The 25,280-nt window shown below is 60.6% G+C and carries 22 protein-coding genes; 16 read left to right on the top strand and 6 right to left on the bottom strand.

What is annotated here, in order from left to right:
- The first annotated feature begins 151 nt into the window (after positions 1–151).
- Both JH25_RS07440 and purT read left to right on the top strand, forming a co-directional pair.
- Positions 152–619, top strand: coding sequence for a preQ0 transporter (locus tag JH25_RS07440; protein WP_005791131.1), 468 nt, complete (start codon positions 152–154; stop codon positions 617–619).
- 70 nt (positions 620–689) lie between these two features.
- Complete coding sequence (gene purT, locus JH25_RS07435; RefSeq protein ID WP_019817237.1) at positions 690–1,871, top strand: formate-dependent phosphoribosylglycinamide formyltransferase; 1,182 nt, start codon at positions 690–692, stop codon at positions 1,869–1,871.
- A 95-nt stretch (positions 1,872–1,966) separates the two neighbouring features.
- On the opposite strand, the gene JH25_RS07430 is transcribed toward purT, so the two are convergent.
- The 3 genes from JH25_RS07430 to JH25_RS07420 all read right to left on the bottom strand — a co-directional run bounded on the left by JH25_RS07430 (position 1,967) and on the right by JH25_RS07420 (position 5,706).
- Entirely contained in the window at positions 1,967–3,277 is a 1,311-nt protein-coding gene (locus JH25_RS07430; RefSeq protein ID WP_005791128.1) for an MFS transporter, read from the bottom strand.
- Positions 3,278–3,642: 365 nt separating this feature from the next.
- Positions 3,643–4,881, bottom strand: coding sequence for a transporter associated domain-containing protein (locus tag JH25_RS07425; protein WP_032879632.1), 1,239 nt, complete (start codon positions 4,879–4,881; stop codon positions 3,643–3,645).
- Positions 4,882–4,893: 12 nt separating this feature from the next.
- The gene (locus JH25_RS07420; protein WP_032879633.1) at positions 4,894–5,706 is read right to left on the bottom strand and encodes a cytochrome C assembly family protein; all 813 of its coding nucleotides are present in this window, start codon (positions 5,704–5,706) and stop codon (positions 4,894–4,896) included.
- Positions 5,707–5,938: 232 nt separating this feature from the next.
- On the opposite strand from JH25_RS07420, the gene ffh reads away from it, so the two are divergent.
- The 6 genes from ffh (at position 5,939) to JH25_RS07390 (ending at position 10,006) form a co-directional block, all read left to right on the top strand.
- Positions 5,939–7,315 (top strand): signal recognition particle protein, encoded by a 1,377-nt coding sequence (ffh, locus tag JH25_RS07415; protein ID WP_017139724.1) that lies wholly within the window; start codon positions 5,939–5,941, stop codon positions 7,313–7,315.
- 251 nt (positions 7,316–7,566) lie between these two features.
- On the top strand, positions 7,567–7,818 hold the full coding sequence (rpsP, locus tag JH25_RS07410; protein ID WP_003175899.1) for a 30S ribosomal protein S16: 252 nt from the start codon (positions 7,567–7,569) through the stop codon (positions 7,816–7,818).
- A gap of 5 nt (positions 7,819–7,823) precedes the next feature.
- A complete protein-coding gene (gene rimM / locus JH25_RS07405; protein ID WP_003175898.1) occupies positions 7,824–8,360 on the top strand; it encodes a ribosome maturation factor RimM in 537 nt (178 codons plus the stop codon).
- Positions 8,342–9,115 carry a tRNA (guanosine(37)-N1)-methyltransferase TrmD gene (gene trmD, locus JH25_RS07400; RefSeq protein WP_173664496.1) on the top strand — a complete coding sequence of 258 codons (774 nt, stop codon included), beginning with the start codon at positions 8,342–8,344 and terminating at the stop codon, positions 9,113–9,115. Before rimM ends, trmD begins: the two co-directional genes overlap by 19 nt.
- A gap of 45 nt (positions 9,116–9,160) precedes the next feature.
- Positions 9,161–9,511, top strand: a complete 351-nt coding sequence (gene rplS, locus JH25_RS07395; protein WP_003175895.1) for a 50S ribosomal protein L19 — start codon at positions 9,161–9,163, stop codon at positions 9,509–9,511.
- An 81-nt stretch (positions 9,512–9,592) separates the two neighbouring features.
- Positions 9,593–10,006 carry an acyl-CoA thioesterase gene (locus JH25_RS07390; RefSeq protein WP_005791095.1) on the top strand — a complete coding sequence of 138 codons (414 nt, stop codon included), beginning with the start codon at positions 9,593–9,595 and terminating at the stop codon, positions 10,004–10,006.
- Here JH25_RS07390 and JH25_RS07385 read toward each other — a convergent pair whose 3' ends face one another.
- Entirely contained in the window at positions 10,007–11,815 is a 1,809-nt protein-coding gene (locus JH25_RS07385; RefSeq protein WP_032879635.1) for a cation:proton antiporter, read from the bottom strand.
- A 107-nt stretch (positions 11,816–11,922) separates the two neighbouring features.
- Here JH25_RS07385 and xerD point away from each other — a divergent pair, with 107 nt between their 5' ends.
- From xerD to JH25_RS07355, 6 genes are all read left to right on the top strand, one after another.
- Positions 11,923–12,819 (top strand): site-specific tyrosine recombinase XerD, encoded by an 897-nt coding sequence (xerD, locus tag JH25_RS07380; protein WP_032879636.1) that lies wholly within the window; start codon positions 11,923–11,925, stop codon positions 12,817–12,819.
- Positions 12,820–12,967: 148 nt separating this feature from the next.
- Entirely contained in the window at positions 12,968–13,699 is a 732-nt protein-coding gene (locus tag JH25_RS07375; protein WP_005791088.1) for a thioredoxin fold domain-containing protein, read from the top strand.
- A gap of 128 nt (positions 13,700–13,827) precedes the next feature.
- A complete protein-coding gene (locus JH25_RS07370) occupies positions 13,828–15,132 on the top strand; it encodes a homoserine dehydrogenase (RefSeq protein ID WP_005791086.1) in 1,305 nt (434 codons plus the stop codon).
- Between the two features lie 67 nt (positions 15,133–15,199).
- Positions 15,200–16,609, top strand: a complete 1,410-nt coding sequence (gene thrC, locus JH25_RS07365) for a threonine synthase (protein WP_032879637.1) — start codon at positions 15,200–15,202, stop codon at positions 16,607–16,609.
- Between the two features lie 129 nt (positions 16,610–16,738).
- Positions 16,739–20,308: an ATP-binding protein gene (locus JH25_RS07360; RefSeq protein WP_032879639.1), complete on the top strand. Its 3,570-nt coding sequence runs from the start codon at positions 16,739–16,741 to the stop codon at positions 20,306–20,308.
- Between the two features lie 422 nt (positions 20,309–20,730).
- Complete coding sequence (locus JH25_RS07355; RefSeq protein WP_032879641.1) at positions 20,731–21,975, top strand: EAL domain-containing response regulator; 1,245 nt, start codon at positions 20,731–20,733, stop codon at positions 21,973–21,975.
- Here the strand turns inward: JH25_RS07355 and JH25_RS07350 are convergent.
- Positions 21,944–22,606 carry a response regulator transcription factor gene (locus tag JH25_RS07350; RefSeq protein WP_032879643.1) on the bottom strand — a complete coding sequence of 221 codons (663 nt, stop codon included), beginning with the start codon at positions 22,604–22,606 and terminating at the stop codon, positions 21,944–21,946. The genes JH25_RS07355 and JH25_RS07350 overlap by 32 nt on opposite strands.
- 206 nt (positions 22,607–22,812) lie before the next feature.
- Between JH25_RS07350 and JH25_RS07345 the strand changes: the two genes are divergently transcribed.
- On the top strand, positions 22,813–23,097 hold the full coding sequence (locus JH25_RS07345; RefSeq protein WP_032803962.1) for a DUF3509 domain-containing protein: 285 nt from the start codon (positions 22,813–22,815) through the stop codon (positions 23,095–23,097).
- A 170-nt stretch (positions 23,098–23,267) separates the two neighbouring features.
- On the opposite strand, the gene JH25_RS07340 is transcribed toward JH25_RS07345, so the two are convergent.
- On the bottom strand, positions 23,268–24,467 hold the full coding sequence (locus JH25_RS07340; RefSeq protein ID WP_032879645.1) for a CaiB/BaiF CoA transferase family protein: 1,200 nt from the start codon (positions 24,465–24,467) through the stop codon (positions 23,268–23,270).
- 137 nt (positions 24,468–24,604) lie between these two features.
- Between JH25_RS07340 and JH25_RS07335 the strand changes: the two genes are divergently transcribed.
- Positions 24,605–25,147, top strand: coding sequence for a YaeQ family protein (locus JH25_RS07335; RefSeq protein WP_003193952.1), 543 nt, complete (start codon positions 24,605–24,607; stop codon positions 25,145–25,147).
- Positions 25,148–25,280: the final 133 nt, after the last annotated feature.

The raw sequence follows: 25,280 nt of genomic DNA on the forward strand, positions 1-25,280 counted from the left end.
TCGATTGCTATCGGGAGCAAGCCCCCTCCCACACTTGAATGTGTTCACAGATCAAAATGTGGGAGGGGGCTTGCCCCCGATGAGGCCCTCCCAGACGACATATGTCTAATTGTGAAGTACCCTGTGTCCCTTGTTCACAGGTCATTCATCCATGTTTTTCCTGATCGCCTACATCAGCAGCGTCGTGCTGATCAACTTCGCCTTCTCCACCGCCCCGCACCTGGATGTCATCTGGTCCGCCTGGGGTGGCCTGGTATTTATCCTTCGCGACATGGTGCAAACCCGCTTCGGCCACGGCGCGATCATCGCCATGCTGGCGGCGCTGGTGCTGTCGTATATCACTTCCGACCCGTCCATCGCCCTGGCCAGTGCTACGGCGTTCGCGGTGTCCGAGTGCATCGACTGGCTGGTGTTCAGCATCACCAAACGCCCGCTGCATGATCGCCTGTGGATAAGTTCGGCACTGAGTATTCCCCTCGATACCTTTATTTTCTTCGGCTTGATCGGCGCGCTCACACCGGCGGTGGCGGGCACGGCGTTGGTGTCTAAATTTGCCGGTGTCACCGTGGTCTGGCTGATCATGGCCTGGCGCATCCGCCGCCGCACCATCGCCAACTGAGGCCAATTTTTACAGTTCATGTAAAATGCCGGCCTTTCTCCCCCATGATCCGCTCCCCTGAGGACCTGAGATGACCCGAATCGGAACTCCATTGTCGCCAACCGCGACCCGCGTTTTGCTGTGTGGCTGCGGTGAGCTGGGCAAGGAAGTGGTGATCGAACTGCAACGCCTGGGTGTTGAAGTGATCGCCGTGGATCGCTACGCCAACGCGCCGGCGATGCAGGTGGCGCACCGTAGCCACGTGATCAACATGCTCGACGGTGCGGCGCTGCGTGCAGTCATCGAGGCGGAGAAGCCGCACTTCATCGTGCCGGAAATCGAAGCCATCGCCACCGCCACTCTGGTGGAACTGGAGGCGGAAGGCTTCACGGTTATCCCGACCGCCCGCGCCACGTCGTTGACCATGAACCGTGAGGGCATCCGTCGCCTGGCCGCCGAAGAACTGGACCTGCCGACCTCGCCGTACCACTTCGCCGACACCTTCGAAGACTACAGCAAGGCCGTCCAGGACCTGGGCTTCCCCTGCGTGGTCAAGCCGGTGATGAGTTCGTCGGGCAAGGGCCAGAGCCTGCTGCGCAGCACCGATGATGTGCAGAAAGCCTGGGATTACGCGCAGGAAGGCGGGCGTGCCGGTAAGGGTCGAGTCATCATCGAAGGCTTTATCGATTTCGACTACGAAATCACCCTGCTGACCGTGCGCCACATTGGCGGCACCACCTTCTGCGCGCCGGTTGGCCATCGTCAGGAGAAGGGCGACTATCAGGAGTCCTGGCAGCCACAGGCCATGAGCCCGATCGCCCTGGCCGAATCCGAGCGCGTTGCCAAGGCGGTAACCGAAGCCCTGGGTGGCCGTGGCCTGTTTGGTGTGGAGTTGTTCATCAAGGGCGATCAGGTGTGGTTCAGCGAAGTGTCGCCGCGCCCACATGACACCGGTTTGGTCACACTGATTTCTCAGGACCTGTCGCAGTTCGCGCTGCACGCTCGCGCCATCCTGGGCTTGCCGATCCCATTGATCCGTCAGTTCGGGCCTTCGGCGTCGGCGGTGATCCTGGTGGAAGGGCAATCGACCCAGACGGCGTTTGCCAACCTCGGCGCGGCATTGAGCGAGCCGGACACGGCGTTGCGCCTGTTTGGCAAGCCAGAAGTGAATGGCCAGCGCCGTATGGGTGTGGCGTTGGCGCGGGATGAGTCGATTGAAGCGGCTCGCGCCAAGGCGACCCGGGCCTCCCAAGCGGTTGTTGTAGAGCTCTAAAAGCATCGGGAGCAAGCCCCCTCCCACATTTAACCGCGTATAACCTTTGGAATGCGGTCGAATGTGGGAGGGGGCTTGCTCCCGATAGCGGTTTATCAGGCGACCTTGTTCAAATCATTATCCCGCGTCTCTTTCAGGCACAGCACCGCAATCAAACTCAGCAACGCTGCCGCCGACACATACCCACCGACATAACTGAGCCCACCCATCGCCACCAGCTTGGTCGCGAAGAACGGTGCTGCAGACGCCCCGACAATCCCACCCAGGTTATACGCCGCCGAAGCACCGGTATAACGCACACGCGTCGGGAACAACTCCGGCAGCAGGGCACCCATCGGTGCGAAGGTCACACCCATCAGAAACAGCTCCAACGCCAGGAACAGCGCCACGGCCCAGGTCGAGCCGTGGGTCAGCAGTGGCTCCATGGTAAAGCCCGAGAGAATCGCCAGGATCGCCCCAACGATCAGCACCGGCTTACGTCCATAACGATCACTCGCCAGCGCTGCCAGCGGCGTCGCCAAGCCCATGAACAGCACGGCAAAGCACAGTAAGCCGAGGAACGTCTCGCGGCTGTAGCCCAGTGTGGAAACGCCATAGCTCAGGGAAAACGCCGTGGTGATGTAGAACAGCGCGTAGCACACCACCATCGACGCGGCGCCCAGCAGCACCGGCAGCCAATGCTGGCTGAACAGTTCCACCAGTGGCACCTTCACCGGTGCTTCTTTGGCTACGGAGTTGGCGAATACTGGGGTTTCATGCAGCTTCAGGCGTGCATACAGACCCACCATCACCAGTGCGGCGCTGAGAATGAACGGAATACGCCAGCCCCAGCTACGGAACTGCTCGTCATTCAGGCTCATGGCCAGGATCAGGAATAAACCGTTGGCCGCCAGAAAGCCAATCGATGGGCCCAATTGCGGGAACATGCCGAACCAGGCGCGCTTGCCCTTGGGCGCGTTCTCGGTCGCCAGCAAGGCCGCGCCGCCCCATTCCCCGCCAAGGCCCAGGCCCTGGCCGAAGCGCAATACGCACAACAGAATCGGTGCCCAGGCGCCGATGCTGTCATAGCCGGGCAGCAAGCCGATCAAGGTGGTGCACACACCCATCAACAGCAGCGAGGCCACCAGAGTGGATTTGCGCCCGATTCGGTCGCCGAAATGGCCGAACAGCGCCGACCCCAGCGGGCGTGCGATAAAGGCGATGCCAAAGGTCAGGAACGACGCCAGCATCTGCGCCGTACCGGAGCTCTGGGGAAAGAACACCGGGCCGATCACCAGCGCAGCAGCCGTGGCGTAGATATAGAAGTCGTAGAACTCGATGGCGGTGCCGACGATGCTCGCCGTGGCGACGCGGGCGGTCGAATTGGTCGGGGCGGCGGTCGCAGCCTCTTGGTAGGTGGTGCTCATGGCAGTATCCCTGACGGTCATTGCGCGTTTGGACGCGGATTATTATTGGTCGAACACCCATGGATCAGGGTTGTGCGCGGGGCGGCTCGGGATGGGAGCAAACACCGGTCGGACATGATTAAGCGGTGCCTGGACACGCTGAGTGCGGGTAGCACGCGGTCGGGCGGGGCTTGGGTAAGCCGGATGGATTATAGGAAGGGGGCCAAGGATCCAACAAGGGGCTGGTGAGGATCTATGGCCTGGAACTGGATCAATGTGGGAGCTGGCTTGCCTGCGATAGCATCACCTCGGTTCAACTGAAGGACCGAGTCGCCTGCATCGCAGGCAAGCCAGCTCCCACATTGACCGGGTTGAGCCTGCTGAGGTCAGGCAGCGACGGGCACATGGCTGGTATGCCAGATCAACACCTTGCTCACCCGGTTGTCCTCGGTTTCGAGGATTTCCAGGCGATAGCGGCCGATCTTCAGGCACACCGCGCAATCGGGGATGGTTTCCAGCGCTTCGGTCACCAGGCCGTTGAGGGTCTTGGGGCCGTCGCTGGGCAGGTGCCAGCCCAGGCTTTTGTTCAGTTCGCGGATCGAAGCGGCGCCGTCAATGATGTAGCGGCCATCGGGCTGGGCCTCGATGTGGGGGTTATCCACAGCCTGATCGCTTTCGAACTCGCCGACGATTTCTTCCAGGATATCTTCCAGGGTAACGATGCCCAGCACTTCGCCGTATTCGTCCACCACCATGCCCAGGCGCCGTTGCTGCTTGTGAAAATTCAGCAGTTGCAGCTGCAATGGTGTGCTTTCCGGAACGAAATAGGGTTCGTGACAGGCAGCGAGCAGCGCCTCTTTGGTCAGGCTGGCGTCGGGGAGCAGGTGCTGGACCTGGCGCGTGTTGAGCACCGCTTCGACCTGGTTGATATCACTGTGGAACACCGGCAGGCGCGTGCGTTGGGAGCTGCGCAGCTGCTCGATGATCTCGCCGATCGAGTCATCCAGGTTGATGCCGTCCACTTCACTGCGGGGTACCAGGATGTCGTTGACGGTGATGTTATCCAGCGCGTGGATGCCGGGCATACCGGGCGCGCGGTCCTCGTCGGCCTCAGGCGGGGCTTGGTCGTCATGGTCCGGCAGCGGCTCATCGCTGTTTTTCACCACACCGGACTTGCGCGCGAACGGGCGCAGCAGCAACAGGCTGATGCCGTTGAGCAGCCAGGCCAGCGGGTAGAGCATTTTCAGCGGCACGCCCAGCAGGGCGTTACCGAAACCCAACACCGCTTGCGGATGGCGGGTGGCCAGGATGCGAGGCAGGTAGTCGGCGAGAATCAGCAGCAGTGCACAAGAGATCAGCCAACCCAGCCATGGGCCGTTCTGCGCCCAGGCATAGATTGCCAGCAGCGTGCAAAGGATCACCACGGCGGCGCGGCACAGGCTGTTGCACAGAATCAGGCTATGGCGCGGGAAGCTCAGGCGTGCGGCAGCCTTATCGCCCTGGCGGGTGCCGGGGCGCAGGGCCAACAGATGCTGTTGTGCTGCTTCGATGGCGGTAAACAGCGCCGCCCATAAAATCAGCAAGGCAATGACGGCGAGCATCGGCTCCAAAGGCAAGTTATCCATGATCGCTGCCCGTCAGATATGCAGGATGTATTCGCGAACCAGCTTGCTGCCGAAATAGGCCAGCATCAGCAGGCAGAACCCGGCCAGGGTCCAACGTATTGCCTTGTGCCCACGCCAGCCGAGGCGGTTGCGGCCCCACAGCAGCACGCTGAACACCACCCAGGCCAGGCACGCCAGCAGGGTCTTGTGCACCAGGTGCTGGGCGAACAGGTTCTCGACGAACAGCCAGCCGGAAATCAGCGACAGCGACAGCAGGGTCCAGCCGGCCCACAGGAACCCGAACAGCAGGCTTTCCATGGTTTGCAGCGGCGGGAAGTTCTTGATCAGCCCTGAGGGGTGCTTGTGCTTGAGCTGGTGATCCTGCAGCAACAGGAGCAGGGCCTGGAACACCGCAATGGTGAACATGCCGTAGGCGAGGATCGACAACAGGATATGGGCAAGGATACCCGGCTCTTCGTCAATCACCTGTACGGTACCGGTGGGCGTGAACTGCGCCAGCAATACCGTCAGCACACCCAAGGGGTATAGCAGCACCAGCAGGTTCTCGACCGGAATGCGGTAGCAGGCCAGCAACGTCAGTGCGATGACGGCCGCGGCGATCAGGCTGGCGGCGCTGAAAAAGTCCAGGCCCAGGCCCACCGGCGTCATCAGGTGAGTGAACAGGCTGGCGGCATGGGCCAGCAGGGCCAGCACGCCAAGGCCGACGAGCAGACGTTTGTCCGCTTTGGCGCCTTGGGCCAGACGAGTGCCCTGATAGAGAGTCGCAGCGGCATACAGAATGGCGGCGGCGAGGCTGGGTAGCAAACTGGGTGACAAGGGGAGCATAAATCCTGGTAGGCAAGCCCGAAAGGCGTTGAGTTTGGCACACACCTGCGCTGCAAGAAAGACTCCCGGGCCAGACAGCGGGTGTGCATGGGCGCAGTCTTCGCTATAATCCGCGACCTGCCCACGCCGCAGGCTCGGCGAGCGCTGTTTTTAATAGCGATTGACCACAGCCTGGGCCGCCATTACCTCGGTCTACCTGCATTTCGATGAGTAGGGCCTGAAAGGATCGCGCATGTTTGAAAACTTGACTGACCGTCTCTCGCAGACGCTGCGCCACGTTACCGGCAAGGCCAAGCTGACCGAGGACAATATTAAAGACACCCTGCGTGAAGTGCGCATGGCGTTGCTGGAAGCCGACGTGGCCTTGCCGGTGGTGAAGGATTTCGTCAACTCGGTCAAAGAGCGCGCGGTCGGCACCGAAGTGTCCCGCAGCCTGACCCCGGGCCAGGCCTTCGTGAAGGTCGTCCAGGCCGAACTCGAAAGCCTGATGGGCGCGGCCAACGAAGACTTGAACCTGAGCGCTGTGCCGCCAGCCGTCGTATTGATGGCCGGCCTGCAAGGCGCGGGTAAGACCACCACCGCCGGCAAGCTGGCGCGCTTCCTTAAAGAGCGCAAGAAGAAATCCGTGATGGTGGTGTCGGCCGACGTGTACCGTCCGGCGGCCATCAAGCAGTTGGAAATGCTCGCGGGCGAAGTGGGTGTGACCTTCTTCCCGTCCGACCTGAGCCAGAAGCCGGTCGACATCGCCAACGCCGCTATTAAAGAAGCCAAGCTCAAGTTCATCGACGTGGTCATCGTCGATACCGCCGGTCGCCTGCACATCGACGAAGAGATGATGGGCGAGATCAAGGCGCTGCATGCCGCGATCAACCCGGTCGAGACGCTGTTTGTGGTCGACGCCATGACCGGCCAGGATGCGGCCAACACCGCCAAGGCCTTTGGTGATGCGCTGCCGCTGACCGGCGTGATCCTTACCAAGGTCGACGGCGACGCACGCGGCGGTGCCGCGCTGTCGGTACGTGCCATTACTGGCAAGCCGATCAAGTTCATCGGTATGGGCGAGAAGAGCGACGCGCTCGAACCGTTCCACCCCGAGCGTATCGCCTCGCGTATCCTCGGCATGGGTGACGTGCTCAGCCTGATCGAACAGGCCGAAGCCACGCTCGACAAGGACAAGGCCGACAAGCTGGCCAAGAAGCTGAAGAAGGGCAAGGGCTTCGACCTCGAAGACTTCCGTGACCAGTTGCAACAGATGAAGAACATGGGCGGCCTCGGCGGCCTGATGGACAAGCTCCCCAACATCGGCGGTGTGAACCTGGCGCAAATGGGCAATGCCCAAGGCGCGGCAGAGAAGCAGTTCAAGCAGATGGAAGCCATCATCAACTCCATGACCCCGGCCGAGCGCCGCGACCCTGAGCTGATCAGCGGTTCGCGCAAACGCCGGATCGCCATGGGTTCCGGCACCCAGGTGCAGGACATCGGTCGCTTGATCAAGCAGCACAAGCAGATGCAGAAGATGATGAAGAAATTCTCCGCCAAAGGCGGGATGGCCAAGATGATGCGCGGCATGGGCGGTATGTTGCCCGGCGGCGGCATGCCGAAAATGTAAAGTATTCGAGCGGGAGCCCAGCTCCTGCTCCGACCCACAGGGATGTGGGATCTCCAGCAAACCCGCCGTTGGCGGGGGCTGACTCGCCGTTTTAACCGACGGCTCTATAGCAGATCTGAATGGCACGCTGATAGGCGCCAGAAAAAGACATTTGCAAAAGTCCGGATATTCCTTAGAATATGCGGCCTTTCGGGCACCTATGCCCGCTGTGCATTTAGATTTGCAGCACCGACTACAGGAACGATGTTCACATGCTAACAATCCGTCTTGCCCTTGGCGGCTCCAAAAAGCGCCCGTTTTACCACTTGACCGTAACCGACAGCCGCAACCCGCGCGACGGTTCGCACAAGGAACAGGTTGGTTTCTTCAACCCTGTTGCTCGTGGTCAAGAAGTTCGTCTGTCCGTGAACCAAGAGCGCGTAGCCTACTGGCTGAGCGTTGGCGCACAGCCATCCGAGCGCGTTGCAAAACTGTTGAAGGACTCGGCTAAGGCCGCAGCCTGAGCAATATGAACGCGACGCCAGCTGTTGCTGATGATTTGATCGTTATCGGCAAGATTTACTCTGTTCATGGCGTTCGCGGCGAAGTGAAGGTGTATTCCTTTACTGATCCGACTGAAAACCTGTTGCAGTACAAAACCTGGACGCTCAAGCGCGAAGGGAGTGTGAAACAGGTCGAGCTGGTCAGTGGACGCGGGAGCGACAAGTTCCTGGTCGCAAAGCTCAAGGGTCTTGATGATCGTGAAGAAGCTCGTCTTCTGGCCGGTTACGAGATCTGCGTGCCGCGCAACCTGTTCCCTGAATTGACCGACGGCGAGTACTACTGGTACCAGCTGGAAGGTCTGAAGGTTATTGATCAACTCGGGCAATTGCTGGGGAAAATCGATCATCTTCTGGAAACCGGCGCCAATGATGTAATGGTGGTCAAGCCTTGCGCTGGCAGCCTGGATGATCGCGAACGCCTGTTGCCCTATACCGAGCAATGCGTGTTGGCCGTCGACCTGGCAGCGGGCGAGATGAAGGTGGAATGGGACGCGGACTTCTAAGCGTGGCTAATTTGCGCATTGAAGTGATCAGTTTGTTTCCCGAGATGTTTTCCGCCATCAGCGAGTACGGCATCACCAGTCGGGCGGTGAAACAGGGGCTGTTGCAGCTCACCTGTTGGAACCCGCGAGACTACACGACGGATCGACATCACACTGTGGACGATCGCCCATTTGGCGGTGGCCCGGGCATGGTGATGAAGATCAAGCCCCTGGAAGATGCATTGGTTCAGGCCAAGGCAGCCGCCGGGGAGAAGGCGAAGGTAATTTACCTGTCCCCTCAAGGCCGTCAGCTGAAACAGGCGGCGGTACGCGAACTGGCGAATGAGGAAAGTTTGATCCTGATTGCCGGTCGCTATGAAGGCATTGACGAGCGTTTTATTGAAGCTCATGTCGATGAAGAGTGGTCGATTGGGGACTATGTATTGTCTGGCGGCGAGCTGCCGGCAATGGTCCTGATAGATGCGGTTACACGACTGCTGCCTGGAGCTTTAGGGCATGTGGACTCTGCGGAGGAGGATTCCTTCACGGATGGTTTGCTGGATTGCCCGCACTACACCCGACCGGAGGTGTATGCGGATCAGCGTGTTCCCGACGTATTGCTAAGTGGCAATCACGCACACATCCGGCGTTGGCGTTTACAGCAGTCCCTTGGTCGGACCTATGAACGACGCGCCGATCTTCTGGAAAGCCGCTCGCTTTCTGGAGAAGAGAAGAAGCTGCTCGAGGAATACATCCTCGCGCGGGACGATAGTTAACAACGTATCGATGGTAGGTCCATTGACTTACCTTAGGAGCACAGCATGACTAACAAAATCATCCTTGCACTCGAAGCAGAGCAGATGACCAAAGAGATCCCTACCTTTGCCCCGGGCGACACCATTGTCGTTCAGGTGAAAGTGAAGGAAGGCGACCGTTCGCGTCTGCAAGCGTTCGAAGGCGTGGTAATCGCCAAGCGTAACCGTGGTGTGAACAGTGCTTTCACTGTTCGTAAAATCTCCAACGGTGTTGGCGTAGAGCGTACTTTCCAGACCTACAGCCCGCAAATCGACAGCATGGCCGTCAAGCGTCGCGGTGACGTACGTAAAGCCAAGCTGTACTACCTGCGTGACCTGTCCGGTAAAGCAGCTCGCATCAAGGAAAAACTGGCTTAAGTCCAGCTTCCCGATGCAGAAAAAAGCAGCCTACGGGCTGCTTTTTTGTGTCTGAAATTTGTCCATTTGCCGGTATTGACCATGACCACCCGTCTCGAAGAAATCCAGCGCCGCACCGACCTGTCCGTCACCCGCGTGACCAAGGCCGTGTTCCCGCCTACCACCAACCACCACAACACCCTGTTCGGCGGCACCGCCTTGGCATGGATGGACGAAGTGTCGTTCATCGCCGCCACGCGCTTCTGTCGCTTGCCGTTGGTGACGGTCTCCACCGACCGTATCGACTTCAATCACGCAATCCCGGCCGGCTCCATCGTTGAGCTGATCGGCCGAGTGATCAAAGTCGGCAACACCAGCCTCAAGGTTGAAGTGGAAGTGTTTGTCGAGAGCATGAGCGCTGATGGCCGTGAAAAGGCGATCCAGGGCGTGTTCAGCTTTGTCGCGATTGACGCGGACAAACGCCCTGTACCGGTACTGCCTGGGTTTGCCGACTGATTACGTGGCGCTGCCGTTCTCCGGCTGAATCACCGCCAGCAGGGTCCAGCCGGCCGCCGGCTTCAAGCTGCTCTCGGGCGTGACCACATGCACCCAGCCGCTGGTGTCCCGGGCAAACAGCAAGGTGGCGCGCTCCCCGTGCAACGCCTGGTACTGCTCCCAGCCAAAGCCGTCGGTGAGGTTGGTGCTATACAGTTCGGCGCCCTGGCCCAACAGGCTGGCCAGTTTGGTATAGCTCAGGGGTTGGCTGCCCAGCAGGTGGCCGCGGTGTTCGTGGCTGGCCTTGTGTTTGTCGGTGCGACGGCTTTCCTGGCTGCTGGCCAGGGCGAACAGGCGATGGCCGAAATCATGGCGAAAACGCATGGTCGCCAAGGCGTTCAGCTCGCCGGACGGGGAGAGCGCGAGCAAATGCCCCAGGCCGACCAGATCCAGATGGGACTCGGCATGTTGGGAGGCGGGGTTGCCGAAGTAGGTCGGCAGGCCCTCCATGCGACTGGCGCGGATATTTTCCCAGCTGGAATCCGTCAGCAACACGCGGCTGCCCAATTGTTGCAACGCCTTGCCGAGCGCCCGCGCCGGGCCGTTCGCGCCGACGATCAGGAAACCGCTGGGCGCAGGCTCGGCGACTTTCAGCAGGCGCGCCAAGGGGCGTGCCGTGGCGCTTTGCAGCACCACGGTGCCGATGATCACCGCGAAGGTCAGCGGCACCAGCAATAACGCGCCTTCATGCCCTGCCTCATCCAGGCGAATCGCAAAGATCGCCGACACCGCCGCCGCCACAATCCCCCGTGGTGCGATCCAGGCCAGCAGCGCACGCTCGCGCCAGTTCAGTCCGGAGCCAAAGGTTGAGAGCGCTACGTTCAGTGGGCGTGCAATAAACTGGATGATCACCAGCAGAATCAGCACGAATGGCCCCAGGGCGATCAAGGCATTCAGGTCCAGGCGCGCCGCCAGCAGGATGAACAGCCCGGAAATCAGCAGCACACTGAGGTTTTCCTTGAAGTGCAGGATGTGTCTTACATCCACACCCTTCATGTTCGCCATCCACATGCCCATCAGCGTGACCGCCAGCAGGCCGGACTCATGCATCACCTGGTTGGCAGCGATAAAGATGCCCAGCACACCGGCCAGCGTCGCGAGGTTATGCAGGTATTCCGGCAACCACTGCCGGCGCATGATCTGCCCCAGTACCCAGCCGCCGGCGATCCCGAACAGGCTACCGCAGAGGATGACGCCGCCAAAGGTCAGCAGGCTATGGCTCAAGCCGTCGCCCGAAGCCCGGGCAATAATGAAGCTGTAGACCACTACCGCCAGCAGCGCGCCAATCGGGTCGATGACGATGCCTTCCCAGCGCAGGATATTGGCGATGGAGGCTTTGGGGCGCACCACGCGTAGCATCGGCACGATCACGGTTGGCCCGGTCACCAGGGTCAGCGTGCCGAACAGCAGCGCGAGCATCCAGTCAAAGCCCAACAGCCAGTGAGTGGCCAGGGTGATCACTGCCCAGGTCGACAGGGCGCCAACCGTGACCAGGCGATGCACCACGCTGCCGATTTCCTTCCACTCCGAAAGGTGCAGGGTCAGGCTGCCTTCGAACAGGATCAGCGCTACGGCCAGGGACACCAACGGCATCAGCAGGGGGCCGAACATCTCCTGAGGGTCGAGCCAGCCCAGTACCGGCCCCGCCAAAATACCCGTTAATAACAGAAACAGGATCGCCGGCAGCTTGAGCCGCCAGGCCAGCCATTGGCAGCCCAGCGCCGCTACTCCAATACCACCAAAGGCCAGCAAAATCTGTTGTTCATTCATTGAAGCTTCCTGTTCCTTGAAGTAGCGGGCTATGAAAGACTAGCGGCCCTTGTCACAGTTCACTAAATAATTCGCACAGCCCCCATGCTGCGCCGCTTTGAGTACCCATGCCCGCCATCGACCACCCTTTGATCGACCGTTTCCTCGACGCCCTCTGGCTGGAAAAAGGCCTCTCGGATAACACGCGCCAGGCCTACCGCAGTGATCTGGCCCTGTTCAATGGCTGGTTGCAGGAAAAAAACCTTGAGCTGATCAACGCCGGGCGCGAGCTGATCCTCGATCACCTGGCCTGGCGCCTGGAGCAGAACTATAAGCCACGCTCTACTGCACGATTCCTTTCCGGCGTGCGTGGCTTTTATCGCTACCTGTTGCGGGAAAAGCTCATCGCGACCGATCCAACTCTACAAGTCGATATGCCGCAATTAGGTAGGCCTCTTCCTAAGTCTTTGTCGGAAGCTGACGTGGAGGCTTTGCTGGCTGCGCCGGATCTCAGCGAAGCCATCGGCCAACGCGACCGCGCCATGCTGGAAGTGTTGTACGCCTGCGGCCTGCGTGTGACCGAGCTGATCAGCCTGACGCTGGAGCAGGTCAACCTGCGCCAGGGCGTATTGCGTGTGATGGGCAAGGGCAGCAAGGAGCGGCTGGTGCCCATGGGCGAGGAGGCGATTGTGTGGGTCGAGCGCTACATGCGCGATGCGCGCCACGAATTGCTCGGTGGGCGCCCCAGTGATGTGCTGTTTCCCAGCCTGCGCGGCGAGCAGATGACCCGCCAGACCTTCTGGCACCGCATCAAGCACCAGGCCAAAGTGGCTGGAATCGACAAGGCCCTGTCGCCTCACACACTGCGCCATGCGTTCGCCACCCATTTGCTCAACCATGGTGCCGATTTGCGTGTGGTACAGATGCTGCTCGGGCACAGCGACTTATCCACAACCCAGATCTACACCCATGTGGCACGCGCACGTTTGCAGGATATGCACGCCAAGCATCACCCACGCGGATAAAAACGTCAGAAATGGCCCATTTTACTTGTCGCGGTCTGCCCTCCCGCCCAACTGTGGTAGGCTTTGCCGGTTCGCAAAGGGGACGGCACCCGTTGTGTTCCAGATCAGTATTCTGCTCCCGTCCCTGCCTCTGCCTTCAGGAGTTCCCATGCGCTTGACCCAGATTATTGCCGCCGCAGCCATTGCGTTGGTTTCCACCTTTGCTGTCGCCGATGATGCGGCCGAGCAGACCATTCGCAAGAGCCTGGCCAACCTGGCGCTCGACACCCCGATCGAAAGCATCAGCGCCAGCCCCATGGCCGGCCTGTATGAAGTCAAGCTCAAAGGCAGCCGCGTGCTGTACGCCAGTGCCGATGGCCAGTACATCGTGCAGGGCTACCTGTTCCAGCTCAAGGACGGCAAGCCGGTCAACCTGACCGAAAAAGCCGAGCGCCTGGGCGTTTCCAAGCTGATCAACGGCATCCCGGTGGCTGAAACCGTGGTTTACCCCGCCATCGGCGAAACCAAGACCCACATCACCGTGTTCACCGACACCACCTGCCCGTACTGCCACAAGCTGCACGCCGAGATACCGGCACTGAACAAGCTGGGTGTGGAAGTGCGCTACGTCGCGTTCCCGCGCCAGGGCCTGGGTTCGCCGGGTGACGAGCAGTTGCAAGCCGTATGGTGCTCGGCCGACAAGAAGGCCGCCATGGACAAGATGGTCGACGGCAAGGAAATCAAATCGGCCAAATGCGCCAACCCGGTTTCCAAGCAGTTCGCCCTGGGCCAGTCCATTGGTGTGAACGGTACACCGGCCATCGTTTTGGCCGACGGCCAGGTGATTCCGGGCTACCAGCCGGCGCCGCAAGTTGCCAAACTGGCACTGGGTGCCAAGTAAGCATTAATCGTCGAGCCTTTGACGATCATGACCCGCCGAACTGTCGACGGGTCATTAATTGAGAGCCGCAGTTGTGCGGCTGTTTTCACGGCCGACCTAGCGTCGGCCGTTTCATGGGGAGTTCTTCAGTGAAACCGGTCAAAGTAGGCATCTGTGGGTTAGGGACCGTCGGTGGCGGTACCTTCAACGTACTTCAGCGTAACGCTGAAGAAATTTCCCGCCGCGCAGGTCGCGGGATTGAAGTGGCGCAAATTGCCACGCGTTCGCCAAAGCCTCAGTTCGAAACGACCGGTATTGCGATTACCAACGATGTATTCGCCGTGGCCACCAACCCTGAGATCGATATCGTCATCGAGCTGGTAGGCGGCTACACCGTGGCCCGCGAGCTGGTGCTCAAGGCCATCGAGCACGGCAAGCACGTGGTCACCGCCAACAAGGCGCTGATCGCCGTGCACGGCAACGAGATCTTCGCCAAGGCTCGCGAGAAGGGCGTGATCGTGGCGTTCGAAGCCGCGGTGGCCGGCGGTATCCCGGTGATCAAGGCGATCCGTGAGGGCCTGTCTGCCAACCGCATCAACTGGGTGGCCGGCATCATCAACGGCACCGGTAACTTCATCCTCACCGAAATGCGCGAGAAAGGCCGTACCTTCGAAGACGTACTGGCCGAAGCCCAGGCCCTGGGTTACGCCGAGGCCGACCCGACCTTTGACGTGGAAGGCATCGACGCAGCGCACAAGCTGACCATCCTGGCCTCCATTGCCTTTGGTATCCCGCTGCAGTTCGACAAGGCCTACACCGAAGGCATCACCAAGCTGACCACTGCCGACGTGAACTACGCCGAAGCCCTGGGCTACCGCATCAAGCACCTGGGCGTGGCGCGCAGCACCCCGGCAGGCATCGAGTTGCGTGTGCACCCGACGCTGATCCCGGCCGACCGCCTGATCGCCAACGTCAATGGCGTGATGAATGCGGTGATGGTCAACGGCGACGCCGCCGGCTCCACCCTGTTCTACGGCGCCGGCGCCGGCATGGAGCCGACCGCCTCGTCGGTGATCGCCGACCTGGTGGATGTGGTCCGCGCTATGACCAGCGACCCGGAAAACCGCGTACCGCACCTGGCCTTCCAGCCGGACTCGCTGTCGGCCCACCCGATCCTGCCGATCGAAGCCTGCGAAAGCGCCTACTACCTGCGCATCCAGGCCCAGGACCATCCGGGCGTGCTGGCCCAGGTCGCCAGCATTCTGTCGGAGCGCGGTATCAACATCGAATCGATCATGCAGAAGGAAGTCGAGGAGCAAAACGGCCAGGTGCCGATGATCCTGCTGACCCATCGCGTGCTCGAGCAGCATATCAACGATGCCATCCACGCCCTCGAAGCCCTGCAAGGTGTGGTCGGCCCGGTGGTGCGCATTCGCGTCGAGCACTTGAACTAACCGATTTGTTCCAGGGGCCCCGCACCTTCGGCGGCCTCTGTTCGAGAATGTTTTAGAGGAGCCACTCATGCGTTACATCAGCACCCGCGGCCAGGCACCGGCCCTGAATTTCGAAGACGTCCTGCTGGCAGGCCTTGCCACCGACGGCGGCCTGTACGTGCCGGAAAACCTGCCACGCTTCACCCAGGAAGAAATCGCTTCCTGGGCCGGCCTGCCGTACTACGAGCTGGCGTTCCGGGTAATGCGCCCGTTCGTCACCGGCAGCATTCCGGATGCGGACTTCAAGAAGATCCTGGAAGAGACGTACGGCGTGTTTGCCCACAGCGCCATCGCGCCTTTGCGCCAGCTGAACGGCAACGAGTGGGTGCTGGAGCTGTTCCACGGCCCGACCCTGGCGTTCAAGGACTTCGCCCTGCAACTGCTGGGGCGCCTGCTGGACTACGTGCTGGAAAAGCGCGGCGAGCGCGTGGTGATCATCGGCGCCACCTCCGGTGACACCGGTTCGGCTGCCATCGAAGGGTGCAAGCACTGCGAAAACGTCGACATCTTCATCCTGCACCCGCACAAGCGCGTGTCGGAGGTGCAACGTCGCCAGATGACCACCATCTTCGGTGAGAACATCCACAACATCGCCATCGAAGGCAACTTCGATGACTGCCAGGAAATGGTCAAGAACAGCTTCGCTGACCAGAGCTTCCTCAAGGGCACACGCCTGGTGGCGGTGAACTCGATCAACTGGGCGCGGATCATGGCCCAGATCGTCTACTACTTCCACGCCTCCCTGCAGCTGGGCGGCCCGGCGCGTTCGGTGTCGTTCTCGGTGCCGACCGGCAACTTCGGCGACATCTTCGCCGGTTATCTGGCACGCAACATGGGCCTGCCGATCAATCAGTTGATCGTTGCTACCAACCGCAATGACATCCTGCACCGCTTCATGAGCGGCAACCAGTACGTCAAGGAAACCCTGCACGCCACACTGTCGCCATCCATGGACATCATGGTGTCGTCTAACTTCGAACGCTTGCTGTTCGACATGCACGGTCGCAATGGCGCGGCGCTGGCCGAGTTGATGAGCAGCTTCAAGCAGGGTGGCGGTTTCAGCGTCGAGCAAGAGCGCTGGACCGAAACCCGCAAGCTGTTCGACTCCCTGGCCGTGGATGATGCGCAGACGTGCGAAACCATTGCCGAGGTCTATGCCCAGACCGGCGAAGTGCTCGACCCCCACACAGCTATCGGCGTGAAGGCTGCGCGCGAATGCCGCCGTAGCCTGGATATTCCGATGGTGATCCTGGGTACCGCGCACCCGGTCAAATTCCCCGAAGCGGTGGAGAAGGCCGGTGTTGGCAAGGCACTGGAATTGCCGGAGCACCTGGCCGACCTGTTCGAGCGTGAAGAGCGCTGCACCGTGCTGGCTAACGACCTGAAGGCGGTGCAGGCGTTTGTCAGCCAGCATGGCAATCGTGGCAAGCCGCTCTGATGCCCGCGGTTGATCAGATTACATCCGGCAGTTAGCTTTTTTGCAGTCGGCCAAGCCCGTCCTCGTGACGGGCTTTTTTATTTTGGCGAGCCATACTTGTTCCTTCGCCCAATCAAGGAAGCCAAATCGGTGCAGGTTTTGATTCAATGGACAGTGCGGCTGATGTGCATGCTGTGGCTTACCCAACTACCGGTAAGCCTGGCGGCCGTCAGCCTGCCTTTCAAGCTGGTGCCGGCGTTTATCCCGCTTGAGCCTTTGCCCCTGGCGCCCGCAGAGCAGCAGTGGCTGGCGACGCATCGGACGTTGAAGGTGGGTATTTCCATTGATGACTATCAGCCGATCGATATCACCCGCGACCGCAACCGCTACCAGGGTATCAGTGCCGATTACCTGAGCCTGGTCGGCGCGCGCTTGCAGGTGCCGATGCAGGTGCTGGGCTTTGCCGAGCGGGCCCAGGCGGTCGAGGCGCTGCGCAGTGGAGCCATCGATATCCTGACCAGCGCCAACGGCTATGAGCGCGATGTGCCCGGCTTGCAGTTCACCCAGGACTACATGCCCGATCGGTCAGTGGTGGTGCTGCGTCGCGATGAGCTTCAAGAGGACGACCTGGCGGGCAAGAAAGTCGTATTGCTCGATGGCTACGCCAATGTGCATAACGTGCAGGCGGCCTACCCCGATAGCCACATCATGCTCGCGCCCAACCTCTACAGCGGCCTGGAGGCGCTCAAGCAAGGTGATGCCGATGCGTTTATCGGCAATGAAGTGATTGTGCGGGCCTACAAATCGCTGCGGCCTTACCTGGGGTTGCAGATCAAGGAACAAAGCCGGTTGGCGCCCATCGGCTTTGCTTTCGCCACCCGCCAGGCCGACCCATTGCTGGGGGCGATGATGAACCGCGCCTTGGCGAGCATTGACGAGTCGGTGCAGCGGGAGATCCTGGGCCGCTGGACCACAGGGCTCGGTGTCGGCTTCAGGGGTGAGCGCGTTGAATTGTCGGCCTCGGAGCGCACCTGGCTGTTGCAGCATCCCCATGTCGTGGTGGTGGCGCAGCAGATGTCACCTTACATATTCAAAGACAAGGACGGTCACTGGGTGGGTTTGAATGTCGACCTGCTGCACCGCATTTCGCGCATGACCGGTTTGCAGTTTGTCTTCGAAGAGGTGCACTCCACCGCGCAAACCCTGGAATGGCTGGAAACCGGCAGGGCGCAGATGAACACCACCCTGGCGTCGAATCAGGAGCGCAGGGCGCTGCTCGACTTCAGTCATGGCTTTGGCGGCTCCGGCTGGGTGTTCGTCGAACGCGCCGATGCCACGCCGCTGACTGGGTTGAAGCAGTTGGAAGGCAAGGTCCTGGCGCTGCCGGCGCGCCATGTGCTGGAGAGTTACATCCGCCAGATGCACCCGCAGATCAAGCTGCGCCTGGTGGACAATTACGCCCAGGCCCGCGAACTGGTGCAACGGGGCGAGGCCGCTGCCACGTTGCAGACTGAGGTGGAGGTCCAGAGTTACTCCCAGGAAGGCTTGCGTATTGGCCGCAGTGTCGACGGCAAGTGGTCATCCAATTGCTTGTCGGTACGCAAGGACCAGCCTGAGCTGCTGAGTATCCTGAACAAGGCCCTGGAAGCCTTGCCGGTGGCCGAGTTGAGCGCACTGCGCCTGCGCTGGATCGGCGCTGTGGCGATCCCCCTGCCGGCCTGGCAACGGGTGCCGCCCTGGGCGTATTGGATGGTGGCCACGGCGCTGCTGTTTGTGCTGGTATCGCTGGTGTGGAACAGCCGGCTCAAGCGTCAGATTCGCCAGCGGCTGGAGGCCGAGCAGCGGCTCAATGACCAATTGGCGTTCAAACGTGCGTTACTCGACGGCATGCCCAACCCGCTGTTTGTGCGCGACCTGGCCGGGCGGCTGGTGACCTGCAACAAAAGCTATGAACAGCAACTGGCGACCCGGCTTGAGCTGATTCAGGGGCTGACGCTGCTGGAAAGTGGGGTAATGCCCGAGGCCACAGCGGCGCGCCTGCACGCCGGCCATATGGAACAACTGGCCACGCAACAGTCGTTGTTTGTCGATCGCGAACTGGAGTTCAACGGCGGCAGCTTTCACGTTTATCAGTGGACCGTGCCGTTCTTCGATGCCCAGGGCCGCTTGCAGGGGCTGCTGGGCGGCTGGATCGATATCAACGAACGCAAAGACCTGGAGCACCAACTGATGGATGCCCGCCAGGCTGCCGACGAAGCGAACTACGCCAAAAGTGCATTTCTTTCTGCGCTAAGTCATGAAATTCGCACACCCATGACCGCCATCATCGGTTTGCTCGAGCTGGAGAAGGAACGCTGCCTGGCAAGCGGCCAGCCCGTCTCTGAAGCATTACAGGTGGCCCATCGTTCGGCGCGCGAGCTGATCGCGCTGATGGGCGACAGCCTGGACCTGGCCAAGATCGAGGCCGGTCACCTGCAACTGGTTCCGCAAACCACCGAGTTGAAGGGTTTTTTCGAAGGCATTCAGCGTCTGTTCGAAGCCACGGCGCAAAAAAAGGGCCTGCATTTGACCCTGGCGTTTGATCCTGCGGCCAAGGGCTATTACTGGTTCGATCCGCTGCGTTTACGCCAAGTGATGCACAACCTGCTGGGTAATGCGCTGAAGTTTACCGAGCAGGGCGGGGTGCGGCTCAGCGTCACCTGCCAGCGGGATGAGTCTGATACCGAATACCTGCACCTGTGCGTCGAAGACAGCGGCCCGGGGATCAGCGCCGAACAGCAGCCAAGGTTGTTCAAGCCGTTTACCCAAGTGAGCGCATTGACCGCGGCGGAACATGGCGGCACCGGGCTGGGCCTGAGTATCTGCAAGCAATTGGTGGAGTTGATGGGCGGTCGCATTCACTTGGCAAGCGTGGTGGGTGAGGGCACCGAGGTGTGCATCGACCTGCGCCTTGATCGGGTCAGCACCGACGATGTGCCGGCCACGCCAGCGCCAGCGTTGCCCCCAGCGGGGCGTAACCTGTCGGTGCTGGTGGTGGATGATTTGGCGGCCAACCGCTTGGTGCTGGCGCAGCAGTTGCAGTTCCTGGGGCATCAGGTGATTGCTCTGGATTCGGCCGAGGCCGCGTTGCAGCGTTGGCGTGAGCAGCGTTTCGACGTGCTGGTGACCGATTGCCAGATGCCGGGTATGTCCGGCTATGCCTTGAGCGAGGCGGTCCGGCGTATCGAAACCGAAGAACAACGGCCCCGTTGTGCGTTGATCGGTTGCACGGCGAACGCGATGAAAGATGAACAAAGACGCTGCGAGGACGCGGGTATGGATGAGCTGCTGGTCAAACCGGTGACTCTGGAGGATTGGACGCGCGTGCTGGCGCGGGTGGCGCCGCAGCGTTCGTTTGATATCCAGGCCCTGCGTACCATGACCCAGGCTGACGGGCCTGTGCTGCATAGCATGTTGCAAGAACTGGCAAAAAGCCTGGACCACGAGCATGAGGTATTGGCCAGCGCATTGGCCGAGCGTGATGTGGCGCGCTTGAATGCGGCGCTGCATCGGCTCAAGGGTATTTGTTCGCTGGTGGATGCGCTGCCGTTGGCCAAGGCTTGTGTGGTGCTTGAGCAATGCGCGCGGGAGCAGCGTGGGGCTGAGCTTGAGGAGCCGTGGTTGAGGTTGTCTGAGGTGTTGAAGGTGTTTCGTCGCGATCTGCAGCCTTATCTGGACTGATAGCTGACGCGATGCAATGTGGGAGGAGATTTGCTCCCGTGACGGCTTGGCAGCAGATGAGTATCTAACTGATGGTATTGGTCCCAAATGTGGGAGGTGGCTTGCCCGGCTCGGTGTGCCCGTAATTCGCCATGGATTTGGGGGGCCGCCGCCACGCGCCATCCATGGCGCGGGGCGGCTAAACCGGCATCCCTGCCGGTTTACCCCCCAAATCTCTGTCGAATTCCGGCCAGCGTGGTTTGACGGGGCGCCTGAGATCAAAAGCAGGTCAAGATCAAGATCGGCTTGCTTCGCATCGTGGTTAGCGGTGGCGTCAACCAAGTTGTGCGCTCCGCTCGACAGTATTTCGGACACGTCCTATGGGACGCTTCGCGTCTTATGGCTACTGTGAAGGACTTTTCCCAGTACCGACTCCATGACCCATGCGCTCTCTCAATGTCCTGATCCTCGAAGACAACCCGTTTCAGCTGATGGCACTGCACCAGATGCTCAATGCCAATGGCGTGTTCAATGTATTGACTGCTGAAGATGTCGAAACGGCTCGCCAGTCCCTGGACAGCAAAGGCCCGGTGGATGTCGCCATCTGCGATCTGTATCTGGAGCAGGGCGATGGGCTGGAGTTGATCCGCGAACTCGCCGAGCGCCGTTTGGCTCAAGTGCTGGTTCTGCTCAGCAATGCTGAGCCCGATGTGCTCGAAGGCGTGGCGAACATGGCCCGGCAATTGGGCCTCAACGTGCTGGCGTGCTTGCCCAAGCCGGCCTCGGCAACGCTGATCGGGCAGGTGTTGGCCGATTGTCAGCGGCACTTGCGCCCGGGGCCAGCGGTGCTGTCCTGGGAGCGTGTGCGCCAGTTGCTGGGGTTGAGCGCGCGGGAACAACTGCCACCGTCGGCGGATGTCAGCCAGGCCACCATCGCGGCCTGCGGCAGGGTCTGGTACCAACCCATCGTCAGCCAGGCCGGGGTGTTGCAAGGGGTGGAGGCGCTGGCGCGTTGGCAGTTGCCGCACGCTCAATTGCTGCTGCCCGAAGAGTTCCTGCCGGTGTTGGAGTTTGCCGGCATGGAAGAGGCCTTTACCTGGCATGTGCTGGAACAGGCACTTGGCCTGGCCAACCAGGTCATGGGCGAGACCGGCCAGGTGCTGCCGGTGGCGGTGAACATTCCCGGACGTATGCTTGAGCGCACACACTTCCCACAAATATTGCAGGGGCTGCTGCAACTTCACGGCATACCCGCCCATAGCCTCACCCTGGAGCTGGTGGAAACCTCAACGCTGAAAACCGACAGTGCCCACCTCACTGGCTTGCTGCGCCTGCGGATGCTGGGTTGCCAGTTGTCCATCGGGGATTTCGGCATGGGTGGCACCAGCTTGCAACATTTGCTGGAGTTGCCTTTCACCGAACTGAAAATCCCCCCGGCGTTTGCCTGCGGAATGGCCGATGACGATCGCAAGGCGGCGGTGGTGGCGGGGGCCATGAGCATGGCCGCGCGCCTGGATATCGCCGTGGTCGTCACCGGGGTTGAAAGTGCTGCCGACTACCACGCTGTGGGTGAGCTGGGGGCGGCGTGGCTGCAAGGCTGCTTCATTGCCCGGCCGATGGAGGCCGAGGCGCTCAAGCAGTGGATTGCGTTCCAGGCTAGGCCAGCCCGTGTTCCTGCACATAAATAAACAGGGCGGCATCATTGGTCAGCCCCAGTTTGCGCATGGCGCTGACTTTTTGCGCACTTACGGTCTGCTTGCTGCGATGCAGATGCGCGGCGATCTGGCCCACCGTCATGCCAGTGGCCAACAGGCGAATCACCTCCAGCTCCCGGGGTGACAACTGTTCCTGGGAGTGCAGGCGATCGGCACCGACTTCTCCGGCCAGGCTCAGCGCCTGGCGAATGGTCTGGGCCACGTAGGTGCGTTGCTGGCGGACCTGACGAATCGCCTGCGGCAGTTCATCGGCCAGGCTGGCCTTGCTCAAAAGGCCCATCACGCCCAATGCCAGAATCGAATGAAACAAACCGGCATTGTTGAGCATGGTGACCACCACAATCGGCAGGTCCGGGTAGTGTCGGCGCAGTTGGTCGATCAGGCGCAACCCGTCGGCATGGGGCTCGGCAGGCATCATAAAGTCGGTCACCAGCACATCGCAGGCACAGTCTTGCAGCAACGCATTGAGGGCCTGCGGCGAGTTGGCCTCCCCGACGATGCTGATGTGCGGGTCACGCTCAAGCACGGCGCGCAGGCCAATCAGGAAAATCGGATGATCGTCGGCAATGACGACGCGCAAAGGTGTTTCAGACGCAGCTCTCAAGGCAGGCTCCCAGGTAATCCAGGGATTCTAGCGTGTGAGCCTGTGTTTTTTCTCTGTCATCTTTTCCGTGCATGCTCGTTTTCCTCAAGCAGTGGATTACACAAAAGGTAGAACTTTCTGCTTTGAGCACGGGTCACTTGAATGTCAGCCTCTTCGTGACATTTTTGTTTTTCGAACCTTTTTCGAATGATTGAGTGGTGATCGAGATGGAAAGTATCCACCTATTGCTCAGTGAAGCACTGAGCCCTTATCAGGTTACGCTGACCACTTCTGGTGTGCGGGAAGACTGCCTGGTAACCGTAAAGAATCCCGGCGGCGCGATTGTGGTCGAGCGCGACGTCGATCGCGCGCAATTGTCCGACAAGCGTGCGCTGGTGGATGTCGCGGATTGCCTGCTTCGCGACGTGAAAATCGCCGAAGGGCGCCTGGAACCCTCGGTCATTGCTGCCTTGCGCAATGCTGCCCAAACCCGTGGCGGCGCACTCGCATGAAACATTATTTTTCTTCGGAACCTTCCTACGCGGCGGTCAGTCAGAGTCCGTAACAGCAAGAGCAATCATTGTGCTCCGGTGTTTGTCGCTTGCTGTGCGTGCCTTTTTAAGGCCACGTTTAACCCCGAGTTGTCTCCCCACTGCTCGGGGTTTCTTTTTGCCCGCGATTCTCAGATCGCGCCATTTTCACGCAGACGTGCAATAGCTGCCGCGTCGTAGCCCAGGGCATTGAGCAGCACATTGTTGTGTTCACCCAGTTGCGGGCCCACCCATTCACAACTGCCCGGTGTATCCGAAAGCTTGGGCACGATGCCTGGCATCTTGAAGTGCTTGCCGTCCGGGAGCTGAGCCTTGAGGAACATCTCTCGGGCCAGAAATTGCGGGTCGCCCAGCATGTCTTCGGCGCTGTAGATACGGCTGGCGGGTACTTCAGCCTTGTTCAGTTGCTCAATCACCTGCTCCAGCGGCAGCGAGTTGACCCAGCGGTCGATCACGCCATACAGCTCGTCGCGGCGGCTGTCACGCCCATCGTTGCTGGCCAATTGCGGGTCGTTCGCCAAGTCGTCACGGCCGATGCTCGCCATAAAGCGCTTGAAGATTGCATCGCCATTGGCGCCGATCTGCACATGCTTGCCGTCGGCGCTGGTGTGGATCGAAGACGGTGTAATGCCGGGCATGATGTTACCGGTACGCTCGCGAATAAATCCGAACACATCGAACTCGGGAATCATGCTTTCCATCATGGCGAAGATGGCTTGGTACAGCGCCACATCCACCACTTGGCCCAAGCCGCCGTTGACCTCGCGATGACGCAGCGCCATCAGCGCGCCGATCACCGCCCACAGCGCGGCAATCGAGTCGCCGATGGAGATCCCGGTGCGCACCGGCGGGCGGTCTTCGAAGCCGGTGATATAGCGCAAGCCGCCCATGGATTCACCCACGGCACCAAACCCTGGCTGATCCTTCATCGGCCCGGTCTGGCCGAAGCCCGAGAGGCGCACCATCACCAGCTTGGGGTTCAGAGCGTGCAGGGTTTCCCAGCTCAGGCCGAGTTTTTCCAGCACGCCGGGGCGGAAGTTCTCGATCAGGATGTCGGCGTCGGCCAATAGTTTTTTGAGGATTGCCAGGCCGTCGGGGTGCTTGAGGTTGAGGGTCAGCGACTGCTTGTTACGGGCCTGTACGAACCACCACAGCGAGGTGCCTTCATACAGCTTGCGCCATTTGCGCAGCGGGTCGCCGCCGTCCGGGGATTCGACCTTGATCACCTCGGCACCGAATTCAGCGCAAATGCGTGAGGCAAACGGGCCGGCGATCAGGGTGCCCAGTTCGATGACTTTCAGGCCGGCAAGTGGTTTGGCGTTGAGCGACATGGGGATCCTTACAAGCGCGGGACGATGGTGTCCTGCTTTTTAACATAGGCGAGCCGCCCGGATGCAGCGCAGTATTCGTTGAATGACCTCGCCATCGGTTAGACTGGCCGCCTTTCCTTGTCTTTAGAAGCCCGTTCATGGCCCAGCCGTCCACGACCTACAAGTTCGAACTCAACCTCACCGACCTCGACCGTTCGGTGTACGAGAGTGTCAAACAGACCATTGCCCGCCACCCTTCGGAAACCGAAGAGCGCATGACCGTGCGCCTGCTGGCCTACGCCCTCTGGTACAACGAGCAACTGGCGTTCGGGCGTGGCCTGTCGGATGTAGACGAACCAGCCCTGTGGGAAAAAAGCCTGGATGATCGGGTCCTGCACTGGATCGAAGTCGGCCAGCCGGATGCCGATCGCCTGACCTGGTGCTCGCGCCGCACCGAGCGCACCAGCCTGCTGGCCTATGGCAGCCTGCGTGTGTGGGAAGGCAAGGTAGTGCCGGTGGCCAATAACCTGAAGAACGTGCACATCGCTGCCGTGCCTCAGGAAGTGTTGGAGACCCTGGCCAAGGACATGCCGCGGGTGATCAAGTGGGATGTGATGATCAGCGAAGGTACGATCTTCGTGACCGACGACCGTGGCCAGCATGAAGTGCAACTGCAATGGCTGGTTGGCGAGCGCGGTTGAAAAGTTGGGAGCTGGCTTGCCTGCGATGCATACCACTCGGTACATCAGACACACCGAGTGGATGCCATCGCAGGCAAGCCAGCTCCCACACTTGATCTTTGTTGCGTTCAATATCTGTGTTTAACCGATGTAT

This window comes from Pseudomonas sp. BRG-100 (assembly GCF_000737955.1).
In the GTDB taxonomy this organism is placed as follows: domain Bacteria; phylum Pseudomonadota; class Gammaproteobacteria; order Pseudomonadales; family Pseudomonadaceae; genus Aquipseudomonas; species Aquipseudomonas synxantha_A.